The organism is Paraglaciecola sp. (assembly GCF_039964565.1).
Taxonomy (GTDB): Bacteria; Pseudomonadota; Gammaproteobacteria; order Enterobacterales; family Alteromonadaceae; genus Paraglaciecola.
Window position 1 is genome coordinate 94,891 of sequence record NZ_JBDVXF010000006.1, and the last position, 19,798, is coordinate 114,688.

Annotated in this window: 14 protein-coding genes; 5 read left to right on the forward strand and 9 right to left on the reverse strand. The window is 41.9% G+C overall.

Annotation, left to right across the window (positions count from 1 at the left end):
- Positions 1–16 precede the first annotated feature (16 nt).
- From ABJK37_RS03420 to ABJK37_RS03440, 5 genes are all read right to left on the reverse strand, one after another.
- A complete protein-coding gene (locus ABJK37_RS03420; protein WP_348350133.1) occupies positions 17–550 on the reverse strand; it encodes a DUF2780 domain-containing protein in 534 nt (177 codons plus the stop codon).
- Positions 551–604: 54 nt separating this feature from the next.
- Complete coding sequence (locus tag ABJK37_RS03425; protein ID WP_348350135.1) at positions 605–1,045, reverse strand: MOSC domain-containing protein; 441 nt, start codon at positions 1,043–1,045, stop codon at positions 605–607.
- A 12-nt stretch (positions 1,046–1,057) separates the two neighbouring features.
- Positions 1,058–2,419, reverse strand: coding sequence for an MATE family efflux transporter (locus ABJK37_RS03430; RefSeq protein WP_348350137.1), 1,362 nt, complete (start codon positions 2,417–2,419; stop codon positions 1,058–1,060).
- Between the two features lie 65 nt (positions 2,420–2,484).
- A complete protein-coding gene (moeA, locus tag ABJK37_RS03435; protein WP_348350139.1) occupies positions 2,485–3,720 on the reverse strand; it encodes a molybdopterin molybdotransferase MoeA in 1,236 nt (411 codons plus the stop codon).
- 294 nt (positions 3,721–4,014) lie between these two features.
- Entirely contained in the window at positions 4,015–4,875 is an 861-nt protein-coding gene (locus tag ABJK37_RS03440) for a TraB/GumN family protein (RefSeq protein ID WP_348350141.1), read from the reverse strand.
- 373 nt (positions 4,876–5,248) lie between these two features.
- Here ABJK37_RS03440 and nirB point away from each other — a divergent pair, with 373 nt between their 5' ends.
- Genes nirB through cobA form a run of 4 tightly spaced genes read left to right on the forward strand, consistent with a single transcriptional unit; the run spans position 5,249 to position 11,952 of the window.
- Positions 5,249–7,855, forward strand: a complete 2,607-nt coding sequence (gene nirB / locus ABJK37_RS03445) for a nitrite reductase large subunit NirB (protein ID WP_348350143.1) — start codon at positions 5,249–5,251, stop codon at positions 7,853–7,855.
- An 11-nt stretch (positions 7,856–7,866) separates the two neighbouring features.
- Positions 7,867–8,214 carry a nitrite reductase small subunit NirD gene (nirD, locus tag ABJK37_RS03450; RefSeq protein ID WP_348350145.1) on the forward strand — a complete coding sequence of 116 codons (348 nt, stop codon included), beginning with the start codon at positions 7,867–7,869 and terminating at the stop codon, positions 8,212–8,214.
- Between the two features lie 55 nt (positions 8,215–8,269).
- Complete coding sequence (locus tag ABJK37_RS03455; RefSeq protein WP_348350147.1) at positions 8,270–11,017, forward strand: nitrate reductase; 2,748 nt, start codon at positions 8,270–8,272, stop codon at positions 11,015–11,017.
- Positions 11,014–11,952: a uroporphyrinogen-III C-methyltransferase gene (gene cobA / locus ABJK37_RS03460; RefSeq protein WP_348350149.1), complete on the forward strand. Its 939-nt coding sequence runs from the start codon at positions 11,014–11,016 to the stop codon at positions 11,950–11,952. Before ABJK37_RS03455 ends, cobA begins: the two co-directional genes overlap by 4 nt.
- A 130-nt stretch (positions 11,953–12,082) precedes the next feature.
- Here cobA and ABJK37_RS03465 read toward each other — a convergent pair whose 3' ends face one another.
- From ABJK37_RS03465 to ABJK37_RS03480, 4 genes are all read right to left on the reverse strand, one after another.
- Positions 12,083–12,697, reverse strand: coding sequence for a GntR family transcriptional regulator (locus tag ABJK37_RS03465; RefSeq protein WP_348350151.1), 615 nt, complete (start codon positions 12,695–12,697; stop codon positions 12,083–12,085).
- 522 nt (positions 12,698–13,219) lie between these two features.
- Positions 13,220–13,921, reverse strand: coding sequence for a SapC family protein (locus tag ABJK37_RS03470; protein WP_348350153.1), 702 nt, complete (start codon positions 13,919–13,921; stop codon positions 13,220–13,222).
- 8 nt (positions 13,922–13,929) lie between these two features.
- Positions 13,930–15,483 carry a tryptophan halogenase family protein gene (locus ABJK37_RS03475; RefSeq protein WP_348350155.1) on the reverse strand — a complete coding sequence of 518 codons (1,554 nt, stop codon included), beginning with the start codon at positions 15,481–15,483 and terminating at the stop codon, positions 13,930–13,932.
- An 81-nt stretch (positions 15,484–15,564) separates the two neighbouring features.
- Positions 15,565–18,312 carry a TonB-dependent receptor gene (locus ABJK37_RS03480; RefSeq protein WP_348350157.1) on the reverse strand — a complete coding sequence of 916 codons (2,748 nt, stop codon included), beginning with the start codon at positions 18,310–18,312 and terminating at the stop codon, positions 15,565–15,567.
- 375 nt (positions 18,313–18,687) lie between these two features.
- On the opposite strand from ABJK37_RS03480, the gene ABJK37_RS03485 reads away from it, so the two are divergent.
- A complete protein-coding gene (locus tag ABJK37_RS03485) occupies positions 18,688–19,791 on the forward strand; it encodes a mandelate racemase/muconate lactonizing enzyme family protein (protein ID WP_348350159.1) in 1,104 nt (367 codons plus the stop codon).
- Positions 19,792–19,798 lie beyond the last annotated feature (7 nt).

Sequence of the window (19,798 nt, forward strand, 5' to 3'; positions counted from 1 at the left end):
ACCTAAGACGTTCGTTTTAGATGGCTAGTTTACTTAGGCCTTGCATCAATTGATCTTTGATTTTTTTGCCTTCGTCTGTATCTAAATACGCTTTAGCACTAGCGATGACTTGGGTAATCATTTCAGGGCTTAAGCCTAACGCTTCAAATTGCTTTTTAAGTTCGTTCATGGCTTTTAGAGAGTCATTATAACTAGCCGCTTTGTCCATCAATCCATTTAAGCCGCCTTCTGACGTGACTTCGCTAATATTCGGTACAGCATCCATCAACGAATCTAGGCCCGGAAGTGACTCACTCAAACTACTGAATTGCTCAGACGATATATTGTCCTTAGCATAATTAAAAATTGACGCTAAGCTGCCTTCTGCTTGAGATTCATCTATTCCAACAGATTCGCTTACAGAACTAATCATATCCGCTACATTTGGCATTGATGCTGATTCAGATTCCATTCCCAACATGCTTTTAATTGAGTCTAACCAGCCTTCGGCATGACTTTGAGGTGAAAAGGCAAGGGCGGATACAACAATTAATAAATAAGAGATTTTCATAAATAATTTCAACTTGGTTGGTGAGTTACAAACTCAATAATAAACTTTTTTATATCATCCACCAAGGATTTTGATGGGATCTCCCACTTTGATGCGACCATCTGCTATTACTCTACAACACACACCACCACGCCAATCAGGGGTAAGAGCTTGAGTTAACCCTTGATGCTGAGCATCCATTCTGGGGCAGGGATCGGTCTCGCGAGTGATTAATAATCGCAATTGTCCAATTTTAATTTGTTGTCCTACCATGCTGGAATTAAAGCTTATCCCTTCGACCAATAAGTTAGCGCGCCGAGTGGTCCATGGCAGTTCGCACCCCAATTCATTGCAAGCCAGTCGCCACTGTTCAAAACTAAGCACAGTTACCTGACGTTTGCCTGGTTTACCCCTAAAATCATCCTCCAAACCTGCAACCTTGCTTACCATCAATTCAAACTTGGTTTGCATAGGGGCTCTTGATTTTGGGCGAACGGCTATATCCAGTAACTGCATGTGAGATCCCTTTTAGATGGCAATCGTATCAAGTTGTGCGGTTTTATTTTGGATGTATTTGAGCCTTAATCCTAAGGTGACAGCAGCGGTACTTAATCCACAAATAAATCCTACCCAAAAACCAGCGGCTGCCATTTGCGGCACTATCCAATCGGTCAGACCTAAAATACAACCAATGCTCATACCAACCACCCAATAGGAAACAAAACTCAAATAGAACATCGCAGTGGTATCTTTATACCCGCGCAGAGCCGTACCTGATATGACCTGCACTGCGTCTGAAAATTGAAACATCGCGGCCAATAATAATAGACCTGAAGCCAACTCAATGACTGGCGGATCAATACTGTATAACTTGGCAATAAATTCACGCCCCAAAACAGATAAAGTAGCGGTGCACGCAGCGATACTGATACCTAAAACGAATGCACATTTTGTGGCTATTTTGGCCTGTTCAGGGTTTTGTTCCCCAAGTAAATGCCCGATACGGATGCTGGTCGCCATGCCAATACTTAGGGGGATCATAAACATCAAGGCTGAAAAGTTGAGTGCGACTTGGTGTGATGCCACTACGATTGAGCCAAATGGCGCTAATAAAATTGCGACAGCCGCAAATAATGTCACCTCAAATAAGATCGTCATAGCGATAGGTAAGCCTAATTTGAGGCATTCCAACATATCTTTAAAATGCGGGCCATATAATTGCTTATACAAATCGTACTTAGCCAACTTTTGTGATTTGAGTGTGTATAACCACGTTGCGATAAACATCGCTACAAATACTAATGCCGTAGCTACACCACACCCAGCTCCTCCCATTTCAGGTAAGCCAAACTTTCCGTAAATAAGCACATAGTTAGCAGGAATATTGACCAACAAACCAATCCCCATAATTAACATACTAGGTTTGGTAATGGACAAGCCTTCACAATAATTTCTAAGGACTTGGTACAGAGCGAAAGCTGGCATCGAATACAAAATATAATGAATGTAGTCGATAGTAATACGCCTTAAGTCCTCTTCCATTTGGATGTATTGCATTAAAGGTTCAAATACAAAACCAAATAATACTGCAAGCAATGAAAAAATTAATGCCAGCCACACCATTTGTTGTGTGTAATTGGCGACTCTATCAATCTGTTTGGCACCATTAAAGCGCGAAATGATTGCCGGTAACGCTAGGGTGATCCCTTGAATAAATACAATAATGGGTAACGTAAATCCAAATCCTATAGCTACAGCTGCCATGTCGGTTGCAGAATAGCGACCCGCCATAATGGTGTCCGACACCCCCATTAAAGTTTGTGTAATTTGCGCAACCAGTAATGGCCACGCTAAATGACAAATTGTTCTTAGTTCTTTTTTAAAGGCCACAAATTCTGCTTCTTATTTTGTTGGTTAAATTGAAACTACGCTAAGGTAATTGGCTTACACTTAGTTTAAAAAGGTTGGATATTCACACTTTCCCCTAATTGAATGTCGTCAGATTCGCGATCTAAAATCATATAACAATTAGCGTTTGCAATAGAGCTCATAATCCCCGAACCTTGTTTTCCATTAGGTTTTACCCATAATTGGGCATTCTCATCGCGATAAAATATACCGCGTTGGAAATCCGCTCGCCCTGGTCGTTTACGGATCAAGCAGGCGGCTTTCGCTACAAAGTGTGGAGTCGATGTGATGTTTTGACCGCTTAACTTTTGTAAAACCGGGGTAACCAGTTGTTGAAATGTCACAAATGAAGAAACCGGATTACCGGGTAATCCACAAAACCAAGCCTTATTCAGTTTTCCAAAAGCAAAAGGTTTTCCTGGCTTAATGGCGACTTTCCAAAAACTAATTGAGCCTAACTGCGATAAAACCTCTTTGACGAAGTCAGCTTCGCCCACTGAAACGCCACCACAGGAAATCACTAAATCACAGTTTTGATCAGCTTGTTTAAACGCCGCTAATAAACTGGCCTTGTCATCTTTGACTATACCTAAGTCGATAACGTCAACCGGAAAGTCAGCTAATAAAGCAAGTAATGCAAAGCGATTACTTTCATAAATTGCACCTTGGGATAACTTTTCTCCTGGGGCAGTCAATTCGTCCCCTGTCGCAATCAGGGCAACTTTTAATTTACGTGTAACCGTAATTTGAGCGACACCTACGGAGGCAATCAAAGCTAAATGTGCCGCTTTCAGTTGAGTGCCTTTCTCTACGACAATCTGTGATCGCTGAATATCTTCGCCGGCTTGGCGAATACTACTACCTTTTTGCACAAGCTCTTTAAATTCAACTGTGTCGCCATTTGTAGTGGTGTTTTCTTGCATCACCACTGCATCTGCACCATCTGGAATGACTGCGCCGGTCATGATCCTGACACATTGTCCAGGCAAGAGAGTGTTAGGGTAGGGTTGTCCTGCCAACGCTGTTCCAGCCATTAGAAGTGTATTGCTGTGCTTTAAATCTTGGTGACGCAGCGCATAACCATCCATTGCTGAATTATCTGCTGGAGGCACATCTATAGGTGATATGACGTCTTCGACCAATACTCTACCAAGCCCCTCAATAAGTGGCAGGCTTTGGTGATCTCTGACTGTAACAATTTGCGCCAACATTTTTTCTATGGCGTCTTTTATTCCTAGCAAAGCAGAACCATTGGGATTGGGAGTGTCACAACTTTGGATCATTGACGATTTTACTACCTTATTAAAATGGGATAATTCACAGGTGAACGAAGAATATGTACTATCGCAAAAATTAACGTAAACCGATACCTGTAGCCGTTGAGTTTTAACTGTTTTTATTAAATATTGAGCTGTTAACTTGAGGCTTTAAATTTAACTATTCACTGCGATGTTTCCATGACATGTCGTGCCAGGGTCTCACTTTGTTATGGGGAGTTGCGTATACAAACAACAGCAAATTCTTGATATTTGTAACGCACATCTAGTCCATTTTTACTATTGAATATCGCACTCGTTTTAGAGTTTTTCGATTTTGTATCCTTTAGCCTCTAGTTTTGCTAATACGCTATCGGGTCCAGAAAGATGCAATGCGCCAACTAAGATGAATTCAACCGGTTGGTCATTTAGCATGTCGACTATTTTTGGCATCCAATTGTTATTACGTGTGACTAATAGGTCCTGATAGATTTCGGGGTACTCTGTTTTAAAAGGCGTAATGCCGACCTCTGCCATGCCCTGCATATCCCCTGATAACCACGTGGAATGCAACTTACCTAACAATTCAGGCATTTTCTTAATATCTTTGAGCGTGTATTCGACCATTACGTTGGGATCATCTCCCCCTAAATTAGCCATAAAAGAAAGTTGTTCATCTGGTGTTTCTAACCACCCTTGTTGCTTATTGTTTTTCTTTGCTTTATTGGCGTAAAACATATCTACCCCTTCGCTGGTATAACCCATAGCTTGTAATTCAAAAACAGTCAGAGATATAGCCAGAAAATTAGGCTTGTGGGACGCAAACGCAGCCATGGGCATTTTTCGGGATGACAAGTGTACCGCTAGTGCTTTGTACGTCTCGGGATTTAATACAGTATTAATGGTCGTGCCGTCGCTATACATCAACTTTTTCATCATTTTTTGAGCAAATTCTGGTGAGCGTACCTCTTGCATATCAGTTTCAAATATTACTTTATCCGAGGCCTCAAATGCCATTTCATATTCTTTCGCTAATGGATAATCTTTTGGCGTTAAAAAGTGAATAGTACCGCCTATATAAAGACTATGCTGTTCGTTTGATACTTTCCATACTGAAGCAGCTTGAATTCCTAGGGTAAATAATAGGCTGGTACTGAATGTGAGTGCTTTTAATAAAGTCATGTTGTAAATCTTCCCTTTTCAATTAATGCAAAACTACTGCGCAGAATAGCCTTGCTTTATTCATCAACGCAACAGAATTAAGTTGTTTTTTGACGCCCTAAGTTGGTGCTAATGCATTGAATAGGAGCAATTCTGGCTAAGTAACCCCAGTTAGAAACTTATAACTGATTGAATTGTAAGTAATTAAAAGTTGGCACTAATTCTGTATATGCTTTTGTATAAGAATGTGAACTAAGTAAATCCGGTGTTCGCAAAATTAAATTTTCACCTGGTGTGCAAAACAGCATGCAAGGTGACGTGGCAAAGAAGCCCACCTATTCCTGAACTGGAATGGTGGGCTTTTTTTTGTGCTCAGAAAAAGCAGAGGTGACACATGTCTAACTTAAATAGTGGTCTTAACAGGAATAACATGCGAATAGTAGTAGTAGGCAATGGCATGGTAGGCCATCATTTTGTTGACCAATTGATACAAGAAAATAATGCAAACAGTGAGTCTCAGTTAGACGTAGTGGTGTTGTCAGCCGAGCCTAGGTTAGCCTACGACCGAGTACATTTATCGGAATATTTTTCTGGAAAAACCGCTGAAGAGTTGGCGTTAACAACCCCGGAATATTACCAAGAGCACAATATTAAGTTCGCTTTAAACGCCAAAGTTGTGCATATCAACAAGGTAACCAAAACTGTTACAACCGCAGCTGGTGAAGAGTTTGAGTACGACAAATTGGTGTTGTCTACTGGATCTTATCCTTTTGTTCCCCCAATTCCTGGCAATGACCGACCTCATTGTTTGGTTTACCGCACCATAGAAGATCTTGAAAATATCAGTGCATCAGCTGCCGAAAGTAAAGTAGGGGTCGTAGTCGGTGGCGGACTATTAGGTTTAGAAGCCGCTAACGCTTTAAAAGAAGCAGGATTGCAAACTCATGTCGTCGAATTTGCACCCCAGCTAATGGCCGTGCAAGTCGATAACGGTGGAGGCCGGGTACTTCGCAATAAAATCGAAGAGCTAGGTGTAAAAGTTCATACCCAAAAAGCGACCCAAAGCATTGAGGAAGGTGAAATTTGTCGCTACAAAATGTGTTTTGCCGATGGTGAAGTGTTAGAAACCGATATGATCTTATTCTCGGCAGGTATTCGACCACAAGATGCATTGGCGCGGGAATTTGATATCGCCATAGGTGAGCGCGGTGGAATAGTCGTCAATGACCATTGTTTAACCAGTGACGCGGATATATACGCGATTGGTGAGTGTGCGTTGTGGAATAATTTCATATTTGGTTTAGTGGCGCCTGGGTACACTATGGCCAGAGCCGCAGCTAGCCATATTATTGGTGGCGAGTTGACTTTCCAAGGTGCAGATATGAGCACCAAACTAAAACTCATGGGTGTCGAAGTAGGTTCGATTGGTGATGCTCATGCCAGAACCCAGGGCGCCTTGTGTTACACCTATGAAAACCAGCCATTAGAAATCTACAAGAAAGTTGTGGTTGATGCACAACAGAAAAAGTTACTCGGTGCGGTGCTTATTGGCGACACCAGTGATTACGATACCTTATTGCAGTATGCATTGAATGATATTGAGTTACCTGCACACCCTGAAAGTTTAATTTTACCCGCCGGAGCTGATGCCGCGCCCGCTTTAGGGGCTGACGCTTTACCTGACAGCGCCACAATTTGTTCCTGTCACAACGTTTCGAAAGGCGACATTATTGAAGCCTTTGATACAGGAAGTTGTAATTTGGCGGACATTAAATCCTGCACTAAAGCCAGTACCGGTTGTGGTGGCTGTACGGCGCTGCTTAAGACCGTAGTCGACAGTGAACTGACAAAACGTGGTGTAGAAGTTAAAAAAGACATCTGCGAACATTTTGCGTATTCACGACAAGAGCTGTTTCACCTAGTCAAGGTGGGGAGTATCAAAACCTTTGATGAACTATTAGATAAGCATGGTAAAGGTTTAGGTTGTGAAATATGTAAACCTGCAAGCGCCTCTATCCTAGCGTCAGTTTGGAATGATTTTGTACTCAAACCAGATCATGTCAGTTTGCAAGATACCAACGATACTTATTTAGGTAATATGCAAAAAGATGGCACCTATTCAGTGGTTCCCCGAATCGCAGGAGGCGAGATTACGCCTGATAAACTCCTTGTGTTAGGGCAGGTAGCCAAGGACTACAATTTATATACCAAAATTACCGGAGGGCAGCGCATCGATTTATTTGGTGCGCGTGTCGAACAACTTCCGGATATATGGCAGATACTTATCGAAGCCGGTTTTGAAACCGGGCATGCCTATGCCAAGTCTCTGAGAACGGTGAAGTCCTGTGTTGGCAGTAATTGGTGTCGTTACGGTGTGCAAGACTCAGTAGGCCAAGCCATCGATTTAGAAAACCGCTACAAAGGACTACGGGCGCCTCACAAAATTAAATTTGCAGTCTCGGGTTGTACACGCGAGTGTGCAGAAGCGCAAAGCAAAGACATAGGCATCATCGCCACAGAAAACGGGTGGAATTTGTATGTCTGTGGTAATGGCGGCATGAAGCCCCGCCATGGTGATTTGTTTGCGACGGATTTAGATACCGCGACCTTAGTCAAATATATTGATCGTGTTCTGATGTTTTACGTCAGAACCGGAGATCGTTTACAACGTACCTCAGTATGGTTAGAAAGCTTAGAAGGGGGGCTAGAGTACTTGCAACAAGTGGTGATTGAAGATTCACTAGGATTATGTGCAGAGCTAGAAGCACAAATGCAACATGTGGTGGATACCTACCAGTGTGAATGGAAAACAGCTATTGAAACCCAAGAGTCACGTAAACGTTTCCGTCAATTTGTGAATAGTGATAAGTCTGATTTGAACATCGTTTTTGTTGAAGAACGCCAACAAATACGCCCCGCAACAGAATCTGAAAAACAGCAGTTTAACACAATACAAAGTTCGCAATCCCAAGAAACTGAACTCGCCGTTGAGCTTGTTTAAGGAGACATGTAATGAGTACTTCAAATAACTGGATAACAGTATGTAGCGGCGCTGACTTAGTCGCAAACTCAGGTGTTTGCGCCTTGTTAGACGAACAACAAATTGCGTTGTTTAAGGTCAAAACGGCTGATGGTGAACAGGTTTTTGCAGTCAGTAATTGGGATCCTATCGGCAAAGCCAATGTGTTATATCGTGGCTTATTGGGTTCGGTAGACAATATTAAGGTGATCATTTCTCCTCTATACAAGCAACGTTATTGCTTAGCGTCTGGGCAGTGTTTAGAAGATGAAGCGCTTAAGTTGAGGGTGTATCCGGTGCGAATCGAACAAGATCAAGTGCAGTTACAGTTGGTTGACTAATTGATGTCTTCTAGTCCCGTGATAAGTCGCAATGAATCGTACCAAGAGTCTAACTATGCTTAAAAGTAATCTGGGTACCCGCGCCTCCTTGCTCAACACCACTTGCCCTTATTGTGGAGTGGGTTGTGGCGTAGAGGTGCAAACTACCGCCGACAATAAGTTAACTGATTTAAAGGGAAGTAGTGATCACCCCGCTAATTTCGGACGTTTATGCGTTAAGGGTAATAAGTTACTAGAAACCAATTCAGTATCCGGTCGTTTGCTTAATCCTATGATTGCTGGTGAAAAAACCAGCTGGGACGACGCGATAGCGAAAGTAGCCACTAAATTTAAGCAACTGATTGACGATCATGGACCCGATTCAGTGGCGTTTTATGTTTCCGGTCAATTGTTGACTGAAGACTATTATGTTGCCAATAAACTCATGAAGGGCTACATAGGTAGCGCCAATATCGATACTAACTCGAGGTTGTGTATGTCGTCTGCAGTGGCTGCCTATACACGTGCATTTGGCGCCGATGCAGTGCCTTGTTGTTACGAAGATCTTGAACAGGCCGAACTGCTGATATTGGTGGGCTCGAACGCTGCGTGGACACACCCCGTTTTGTTTCAACGCATAGAAAGAGCCAAAAGGCTCAACCCCGACATGCAAGTAATCACAATTGATCCGCGCACAACCGCGACATCAGAACTTGCAGACTTTCATCTTAAAATTAAACCTGGCACTGATGTCGCTTTGTTTAATGGTTTATTGGCGCATTTAGACAGCGATAAGGCGCTAAATACAGCCTATATTTCCTCCCATACTCAAGGTTTTGAACAGGTCATTGACCATTGTCAGTCTTGGACACTGACTAAGGTAGCCAAGCAATGCGACATTGGCGAATTAGAGTTGTTGAATTTTTACCGATTATTTGCACAAACCGACAAGGTAGTGACTGCTTATAGTATGGGTGTCAACCAATCAAGCTCAGGTACAGATAAAGCCAATAGTATTATCAACACTCACTTAGCTACAGGAAAGATAGGACGAGAAGGCTGTGGGCCCTTCTCATTAACGGGTCAGCCAAATGCGATGGGGGGCAGAGAAGTAGGCGGGTTGGCAAACATGTTGGCTTGCCATATGAATATCGACAACCCTGAGCACAGACAAACCGTGCAAACTTATTGGCAATCTCCCACAATTGCCGCAAAACCGGGTTTTAAAGCGGTCGACTTGTTTGACAATATTAACACCGGCAAAGTTAAAGCGGTATGGGTGATGGCGACTAACCCAATGGTGAGTATGCCCAACCGCCAAAAAATTGCTGATGCGCTCAAAAAATGTGAGCTAGTAGTGGTATCTGATTGTGTCGCTAAAAACGATACTCTGGATTATGCTCATATCGCATTACCTGCAACAGGTTGGTCAGAAAAAGACGGCACAGTGACTAATTCTGAACGTCGGATTTCTCGTCAACGAGGCTTGTTACCCGCTGCTGGGGAAGCAAAGCATGATTGGAAAATTATTTGTGATGTTGCCAAAGCGATGGGGTTTGCATCTGGTTTTAACTTTGAGTCATCTAGTGAGATATTTGCCGAGTATGCAGGGCTAACACAATTTGAAAATAACGGCAGCCGTGACTTAGATTTATCTGCTCTTTCTGAGTTAACAGACACCCAATACAACCGTTTAAAGCCGGTACAGTGGCCAGTCAATAAGGCTGCGCCATATGGTACTAAAAGATTGTTTACAGACGGAAAGTTCTATACTCAAAGTGGTAAAGCACAGTTTGTGGTGACCGAGTTTAATGCGCCGCAACAGCATACTAACAGTGATTTTCCTTTTGTATTGAATACAGGGCGGATCCGCGACCAATGGCATACTATGACACGCACAGGGAAGTCTTCAGAGTTAAACTCCCACGTGAGTCGGCCGTATTTAGCCATACACCCAGAAGATGCTAATAATCTGGGGCTAAAAGTCGATGACTTAGTGAGCCTCAACGCAGCTCATATCCTAACAAAGGATGCGCCTGCAGCACCGGTGTGTTTAGCTGTGTCCATAGACAACAATCAGCGCCAAGGAGAAGTGTTTGCTCCAATTCATTGGAGCGCGAGCAATGCTTCTAGTGCCAATGTTACCCACCTTTTTACCGATGCAAACGACAAAATATCGGGGCAACCTGAGCTGAAACACGCTGCGGTAAGCTTACAAAAGGCTAAGTTTGAATATTCTGGTCAGCTATTTATTCAGCAAAATCTTAATGTCGAATTATTAAAAAAATTCTTTGATTATTTTGTTACCAGCCCATTAGAAAATGGCCATTTAGTGTATTTTGCAACAGATCAACAACCAGCCAATATTAAGCAAAGTTTGCAACTTGAGTTGCCACTGTATGATGAATGGATTACTGCATCTAGCAGTGGCTTAAATAGCACATGTGCTATGCGCCAAGGAAGAATGTCGTTAATCATGTTTGTATCAACTAAGCATCTTACCGTTGACCTTGGGTGGATAAATAGTTTACTCACCAATGAAAGTATTACACCTGAACAGCTGCACGGTTTACTTAACCAGCAGCCAGACCAACGGTTCAAACAAGGAAAATTGGTATGTAGTTGTTTTAAAGTCGGTGAAAATACCATTGTTGATGCCATCAATGCAGGGTGTGATTCAGTCGACGATCTCGGGAGAACACTGCAATGTGGCACTAACTGCGGCTCTTGCAAAACTGAGTTAAGCCAACTCTTGAAACAACATAAACCTAAGAAATTGCAGCAAGCGTCGCAACATATTATCGCCTTGGAGGCAGTATCATGATAATTGAAAAATCGCCCCTAGCTTGGGGATTATGGCGAATTCAACAACTTTTGACGAACCTTCATCTGACTTCTAATAAGCAGCCTTCCAAGAGGGTTGATCACGATTTGGTTAATCAAGAGTTTGAGCGCCGCCGTGCTCGAAGTAAAAATGGTGAAGTGTATTTGATTGGTGCTGGACCAGGTGATGCGGAACTACTTACGTTAAAAGCTTATCGGTTAATTCAGCAAACTGATGTAGTAATGTTCGACTGGCTAGTTAATCCCGATATCATTAAAATGATCCCAGACCATGTAGAGCGAATTTTTGTCGGCAAAAAGTGCGGACAACACAGTATGCAACAAGCGGATATTTGTCAGTTGATGGTAGAGGTGGCGCAAAGCGGTAAAAATATTGTACGTTTAAAAGGTGGTGATCCGGCTATCTTTGCAAGAGCTGCTGAAGAGTGTGACATTTTAGCTCAACACCAAATCGACTTTGCCATAGTGCCTGGCATTACTGCTGCGTCTGGCGCGTCAGCCTATGCGGGTATCCCACTCACACACCGAGAATGTGCGCAATCAGTGCGATTTATTACGGCACATTTAAAGTCGGCAAGGGACGAACCGAACTGGCGAGCGCTGGTGGCTGGGGCTAGCGCATGTCATGGCGAAACCTTAGTGTTTTATATGGGACTTAAACGTATTGACACTATTATGCAACGACTACAAAAACATGGACTGTCATCAAACACTGCCGTCGCGGTGATTGATCAAGCCACCACTACACAACAGCAAGTCTGTGTTGGAACATTAGAGAATATTGCGCAACGAGTGCGCACTGAAAATTTTCAAGGTCCAGCCATAACAATTGTGGGAGAAGTGGTAAATAAGCGCCATCAGGTTAATTTATCGTTACTGTCAAATACCACAGTGCCGTTACACGCAAAAGCTTAATTCATTGCTTATATGTGAGCACTACGTTCTAACAACTTTTGCTACATCGCTGATTGCGCAAAGCGTAGTACTCACATCGAGAATACATAAAAAATGGTTACTCAATATCGCTAGCTTGTTTAATATTAAACTAACGTATATTCGCTTTAAGACCTTTTACGGCTTTGGCTGTGTCTCCCGCACGTAGCGCATTGAGAATAGCCTCATGTTCATTCACACACTCAACCCCTGACGTAATTCTTTTGTAGTTCAAGCGCATACGCATAACAAAGGGATACCAGATGTTTACTAGGTCATCCCCACCGGCTTTATGAACTAAGTAGTTGTGAAAAGAAATATCAATTTTTGTGACCTCGGTAAAATCTTCTCGTTCAAAAGCACTTTGCAAATCAAATAGGATTTTTTCTAAGGCACCAAAATCTTTTTCAGTTAACTTGTCTTTCAATTGCTCAATAGCAAATACTTCTATGTTGCGTCTTAGGCTTATCATAAGTTTTTGCAGGCTTGGATCTAACACGCTATTCACAGAAGCTCCAACATTATTCTTGGAGACAAGCAAACCTTCCTTCGTGAGCTGTAATATCACATCTCGGATAGGTCCTCGGGACAATCCGAATCTTTCGGCAAGCTCTTTTTCATTTAATTTGGTATTCGGTGCTAAATCGCCAGAAATGATATCTGAGCGCATTTGTTCCGCAATTTGGTCTTTTACTGAGAGAATTTTTGGTGCTCTGCTACCGCTCATAAATTTTCCTTAGTTGTCATGCATTTATGAATCATAAGTGAAGCCGTAGGGTAAATACAATGATTTTAGATGATTTTTGTTTTATGTTTTATTGTTTACAAAAAACATAATAAGGCTAATAAAACTGAGGCGTCAATCAATTTACGAATAATTAAAAGCCTTATTTAACTAGTTTGTATGAATTTTGTTAACAATCTTTGATTCATTATTTTTAACTAGTAATAATGAGTTAATACGGTGGCAAATTTCTCGTATCCTAAATTATAAACTTAACCTACCAAAGCTTAAAAAGTATGTTGTACATACGACCTAGTGTTCTGCACACCGCCTAGTAATATTAAGACTAAAAACCACAAGTAGACATCCTATGTTGCTTGCATCTTCTTGATATAAGGCATCGGTGCGTAGCAGGATATCCGAACTATCAATAAGTTTTTAGCTAACATGAAAGTTGACGGCTTTGTTGTAAGTAGTTTGATTTAACTTTTATTCGTTAATTGTCTGACGAGATCAATCTAAAGATCACGCAACAGATAGTAGTTTTTTCACGTTACCTATTGAGGCGCTTATCAATGTCATATAAGCAAGATATCCATTTCTTGCTCCATCTAATATGTGTGTTTCTTTTAGTTGATTGATTTTATGGCAATTGGCTGTGTACAAACCTTGAAAACACTCTGATTTACCATTAGCAAATTGAATATCCAGATTGACGCTTTCAATCAGACCATGCTGGCTCACGAATTGAATAAAACTCTGAGTTGCTGGTGCCCCTCTAAAGATACGGTTTAAGTCTATTTTTACCTGCTCCATGTAATGACTTAACCTACCATCGGACTCAAAAATGGCGTGCCCTGAATGGGTGTTGATGCGACTACTTTGGCGGTTGATTAAAATAGGTACCGTTTGGTTAGCGGTATTATCGTCATTTTTACCCAATAAGAACGGTTGGCGGCTGATATTTAAGGGGAGATAAATTGAGTTCCACAGACCGTTATTAATATAAAGATTTTGTTCAGGGTAGAATCCAGTTAATACATGCAAACCAAATTGGCCTGTTTCGTTATCCTTAATAAAAAATATTGGGTAATCGAGTACCAATTTCTCAAGTTCGTTGACCAAAACCGGTATAGAGCTGACGTTGTCACCATGTTGGACACCAAAATCTTGACTAATTTTAAGATTGGCATGTTGTTGAAAGTCGAGTAATTGAATCTGTTCCATGGGTTGCCTTAAACAGTCTGTAGACCGAATTGATGAATTTTATTAATCAATTCTCGGTGACAAGGTAATTGATTAAGTAATTGTTGGCTTGATTGTCGAGTCTTATTGAAGTGATAAGCAGCTAACTCTGCGGCTGATGTTGAATGGCCGCTATGGTTTGGGTGGCTTTTAAAGCCCATGCCATAAAGTACGTATTGGTAACTGGCGGATGGGAATACTTCTACTGCCCGATCAAAATCGTCATGCCATGGCGGTTGATATTTCCACAATGCCAATAACTCATTAAGTGACTCAGGTGAGGTGTTAGGGTCTTGATTATCTAACCAGAATTGACTGTCAGTACGCTGACTTAATGCGTAATGCAGTTTCAAAAAATCAATGATCCTTTGCCACCGATAAGTAAATGTCTGATTAAAACGTTTTTCGATGATTGGCATCACCTCGCGGCAACGGGGCATTTGTTCGGCTATCATCTTGGCGGATATTTCTGCAAGGACGATGGAGGAGGCCTCTAGTGGCTCCACAAATCCGGCAGACATACCAATGGCGACACAGTTTTTGTGCCAGAGTTTTTCGCGATAGCCCGGATCAAAACTAATTTGTTTGTAATCAAGGGAGCTAAGGTCGTTAACCTCTTGCCCTAAATAAAGCTGTAATTCACTTAGAGCCTGATCTTCAGTGGTGTGCTGACTACTATACACATGACCGATGCCTTTACGATTTTGTAGCCCAATCTCCCATATCCAACCTGCGGATGTTGCGGTAGAAATTGTGTTCGATGCAATTGGCGAATTGTCGTCAGAGTAGGGCACTTGTGCGGCGATGGCGCGATCACAAAACAATGTATCGTGGCAGCTGTTAAACGGAATTTGGTAATGTTGACTTAGCAATAATGCCTTGGCACCGCTGCAATCAATAAAAAGATCGCCTTCAAGTAATCCATGTTGTTGAGTGCTCAGTGAGCTAATGAATTCTTCGTCATCATTATTTACTTTGATCACATCATCTTGGATGTGTTCTACCCCCAACTGGGTAACGCAGTGTTTTTGTAAAAAAGTCGCAAACTTTCCAGCATCAAGATGATACGAATAGTTAGCGATTCCTTGGTATTCTGGTGTACTAATATTTTTTGGCGCACGCATCAGCTCGCACAATGATTCCTGTTCACAAACGGCATTTGAAAAAGAGCTAGATTGAGCCAATGAAGGCCAATGTGGGGCAAGGTTGATGTTGTGATAACCCGTAGGTAAAACTAGTGGGTGGTAATAAAAATCATCTTCCTCACCGGTGCACCATTTGGAAAATTTGGCGCCTTGTTTAAAGGTAGCCTGACATTCACGAATAAAGTCAGTTTCGCGAATCCCCATCTCTTTTAGGGTATTGCGCAAGGTCGGCCAAGTGCCTTCACCGACACCTATAGTGGCGACATTAGGTGACTCAATGAGTTTAACTTTCAGAGGTTTAGCGCAGTGTTTTTTTTGATAAGCGGCAAGAATGCCTGCTGTTATCCAACCTGCTGTGCCGCCACCTACTATAACGACTGTGCGAACTTCGTTGTTCATATCAGTTACCCCTAGACTTCTCAAATCACCGGTAAAAGTAATAAAAGGTCACCCGGAGTGACCTTTCGATTTATTGCGGGATTAGAATCTAGCGCGGATTCCTAGATTATAACGAGGCCCGTACTGTTCATCATCAAGAATTTGATTTTGGAAACGACCATGACGACGTGTGTTTTCGTCGGTAACGTTAATGGCGTCAATGAATACCGAAACCGTGTCATTAATATCGTAACTTGCGGAGATATCAATTTGTGAATAGGCCTCAGTAAACTTAGGTTCAATTCCGCCGCTTAATAGGAAGTCGTCACGCCAATTGTAAGCGATACGGATTTGGTAATTATCCATTTCGTAGAACCCAACCAAGTTTGCAGAATCACTTAGGCCCTGTAAGGCAAAGTCGTTTTCTAGGCTATGAACGTCATACTCATCGCTGCTGTCGACTTTGGTGTAGTTAAATATTGCACCAAAACCGGTTTCGCCGAACATATGCTGAACGTTAAATTCCCAGCCGTTAACCTTAGTGGCATTGAGGTTTTTAGATGTAGTAACTGTCCAAATAATTGCTGGATCACTAGTTTGTGAGGTACAAGCACTGACAGGTTGCGCCACGCTACCTTCCGGGCAACTACCACGAGGCGTAACGCTAGGGTTGGTTAACGGACCATTTGGACCTTCAATGACACGTTCTTCTTCTCCAAGACCGATGAAGTTATCCACTTTTTTACGGAAGTGACCTAAGGAAACATAGCTGGCATCTGCATAGTAATACTCGACCGACAAGTCTACATTTTCAGACTCAAATGGCAGTAAACTTGGGTTACCTTGGGAGGCTTTAAATGGACCAGTTGAATAGTGGTCATTAAGACTAGTGGCAGGGAACATCGCATCGATGTTGCTACGCGCTATCGTTTTGCTGTAGGAAAAACGAGTGATTAGGTCATCTGTTAAATTCAGACTGAAATCAAAATTAGGTAAGTAATGATCGTAGTCCCCGCTGAGCTCTTCATTGAGCTCGTCAGCAGCATAAATTTTTGACATTTCCAAAGGTGTAATCCAATTGAACCCAATGACCGGATTGCTGATTGAATAAGAAGAAACGTCAGTCTGCTCATAACGAAGCCCGACATTGGCATTGAAATCCATACCATTGAATTCGGAGATGAAATTGAATGCTAGGTAAACAGCATTGGTTTCTTCTTTAATGCCATTAAAACTTGAACTGGTTGGATTACGTAATCCTTGTTGATCGACCAATTCTAAAAACTGCTCGGCACTGAATTCAGGCACGTATTCAAAACCAATACCACCCGGTGCAAAGTTTAAGTCTAAACTACTTAAATCCATGGCATCGCCACCTAAGGCAAAATTGGCACTATAAATTTTATTGGTATCTACTTCGTAAATGGTACGGCTAATTCCAAATTTGATACTGTCTAATGCACCATCTTCAACATTTAACCAAGTACCGTTTAGTTGGACTTGATTGATATTGTTTTCAATCTCATATCCACGTTCTTGATAAAGATCACCTTCAATATTTTCCTTAGCATATGCGCCACCTGGTAGCCCTGAGTCATCATAACTAACAGATGGTGTTAATCCAGAAAAATCAGCTGAAATGGTCACAGGTGCGGCATCGCCAAAGGGGTTTTTTAGATTTGCTAATCGTTCGGCAGGTAGCGCGCCTGGGTTAGCATGAGAAGTGGAATCATGCACATCCAAAGTGAATTTTAATGCATCAGATGCTTGCCAATCTAAATTAAGTCCGATTGAATCATTTTCAGTCTTAAAGGCATATTCCCAAGCCCAAAAGTTAAGTTCGTCATTAGGGCGACTTGGATTAATAATAGTGCCGTTGGCATCCGCAGCACCGCTAGCTACGTTATCAAACCAGAAGCTCATTCGATTCATATTCGCGCTTTCATCTAAACGCGACATAGTGTAATCAAGCGTTGCTCTTAACGAGTCGAGTGCTTGGTATTGTATAACTAACTGACCATTTTGGCGTTCCCGAGAGAAATCACTGTTATCAAGATCAACAGTGGTAGTGCGCCATGTTGTTAGATTAGGATTGAGCGTTGTATCTATTGCACTAGTATCAGGATTGGTTTGTCCAGGGTAACCGCTGCCCCAGCCTTGAGTACCGATTCTGTCTACATGGCTATCACGCTGCGCATGAGAAAATGACGCCAAAACACCTAGTTTTCCATCAGCAAATTTGTTGCTGATCATAGCGGAGACTTCTGGTGTGACGCTATCGCCTTTATCGACGCTGGTATCCATAACAGCTTTGGCACTCGCAATGGCAACCAATCCATCATAGTCGAAAGGTTTAGCTGTTTTGACATTAATGGTTGCACCTAAACCGCCAGAACTGACGTGTGCTTTACCGGTTTTGTAAACTTCAACGCCAGAGACACTCTCTGCTGCCAATTCGCGGAAGTTAAAACTACGTGAGATTCCGGCAGACTCCAGCGCCGAAGAGTTAGGCATTTGACGGTCATTCAACGTCACCAAGTTGAAGCTAGGGCCAAAACCACGCACTGTAACTTGATTACCTTCGTTATTACTTCTGTCGATAGATACGCCGGTAATACGTTGTAAGGATTCTGCTAGATTGGTGTCTGGAAATTTACCAATATCTTCTGCCGAGATAGCGTCAACTATACCGCTACTCTCTTTTTTAATATCCATCGCTGATTGTAGCGACCCTCGAATACCTGAGACTTGGATGATTTCGACATCATTATCTTGAGCATGTGCTAGAGGCATTGCGCTTATCACCAATAGTGCTAGCGCACTTTTTTTGTAGCGTTTGTCGAGTGTCATAATTTTTCCTTTGGTTTGAATGTGTCGCTGTCAATTGAGTAATTCCTATAAAAACTACAACATAAAATTCACATGTCAACATTATATTGTTAACAAAATGATAGTGTGTTGAATATAAATGGTTTTTTTGATGACTAGATTTGGTAACGCTATTTTTCTTCAATATGGAGTCAATGCCCTTAATCGAGTAGCAATTTGATTGTTAAGGGCAGCTATCTGAATTTAAATTTTTATGGATTTAAGTTACTTAACAGCTCTTGGAATGGAGTGGGTGTTTATTTCTGGCCATTATTTATCTTTACAACTAATATTGTATTGGTGTAGATTGTTAACAATTAAATCAAAACTGTTAAGTATTAGTTGGATTTCTAGAGAATGAATATAAATAAAATAGCGGCGATAGATGTTGAGTATTACAAAGTGCCTTTAGAAGAAGTCTTATCTGATGCTAAGCACGGTGACCATACCCACTTTGAACTAATGCTGTGTCGTGTAACTTGTGTTGATGGTATGCAAGGTGTTGGTTATACCTATACCGGTGGTAAAGGTGGCCGCGCGATATGTTCATTACTTCATGATGAAATGCGGCCCTTATTGCTTGGAAAAGATGCTGCCGATATTGATGGTATTTGGGATAAGTTACAGTGGGAATACCACTATGTTGGTCGAGGTGGCTTATTAAGCTTTGCTATCTCTGCAGTGGATATCGCCCTATGGGATATTAAATGTAAACGAGCCGATCTACCCTTGTGGAAGGTTGCTGGCGGCGCGAGCAATAAAACCAAATGTTACGCTGGTGGTATAGATCTTAATTTTTCAGAAACTAGATTGCTTAGCAACATTCAAGGCTATTTAGATAAAGGCTTTGAAGCAGTCAAAATTAAAGTAGGTAAAGACAATTATCTCGAAGACGTGCATCGCGTAGAAGCGGTACGCAATTTAATTGGCCCTGATCGGGTATTTATGGTGGACGCAAACTATTCAATGTCAATTGAAGAAGCCATTCGTTTTGGTAAAGCGATTGAACATTGCGGCATTACTTGGTTTGAAGAGCCCACAATCCCGGATGATTATTTGGGATTTGCGGATATTTCTGATGCCATCAACATTCCCTTAGCGATGGGCGAAAACTTACATACCATCCATGAATTTGAGTATGCCTTTGCCCAGTCAAAATTAGGTTTTGTGCAGCCAGACGCGTCTAACATTGGCGGTATTACAGGTTTCTTAAAGGTTGCAGAATTAGCTAAACACCATAATTTGCCATTGTGCAGCCACGGTATGCATGAATTACACGTGTCTTTATTAGCTTCACAACCTCATGCAGGTTATTTAGAAGTCCATTCTTTCCCAATAGATCAATACACATTACATCCAACTATTCTCAACAATGGTTTTGCTGTAGCACCCGATGTACCGGGAACTGGGGTGATTTTTGATGATGCGTTATTAGCCCCTCATTTAGTTAAACATTTTTAAGGTAGAA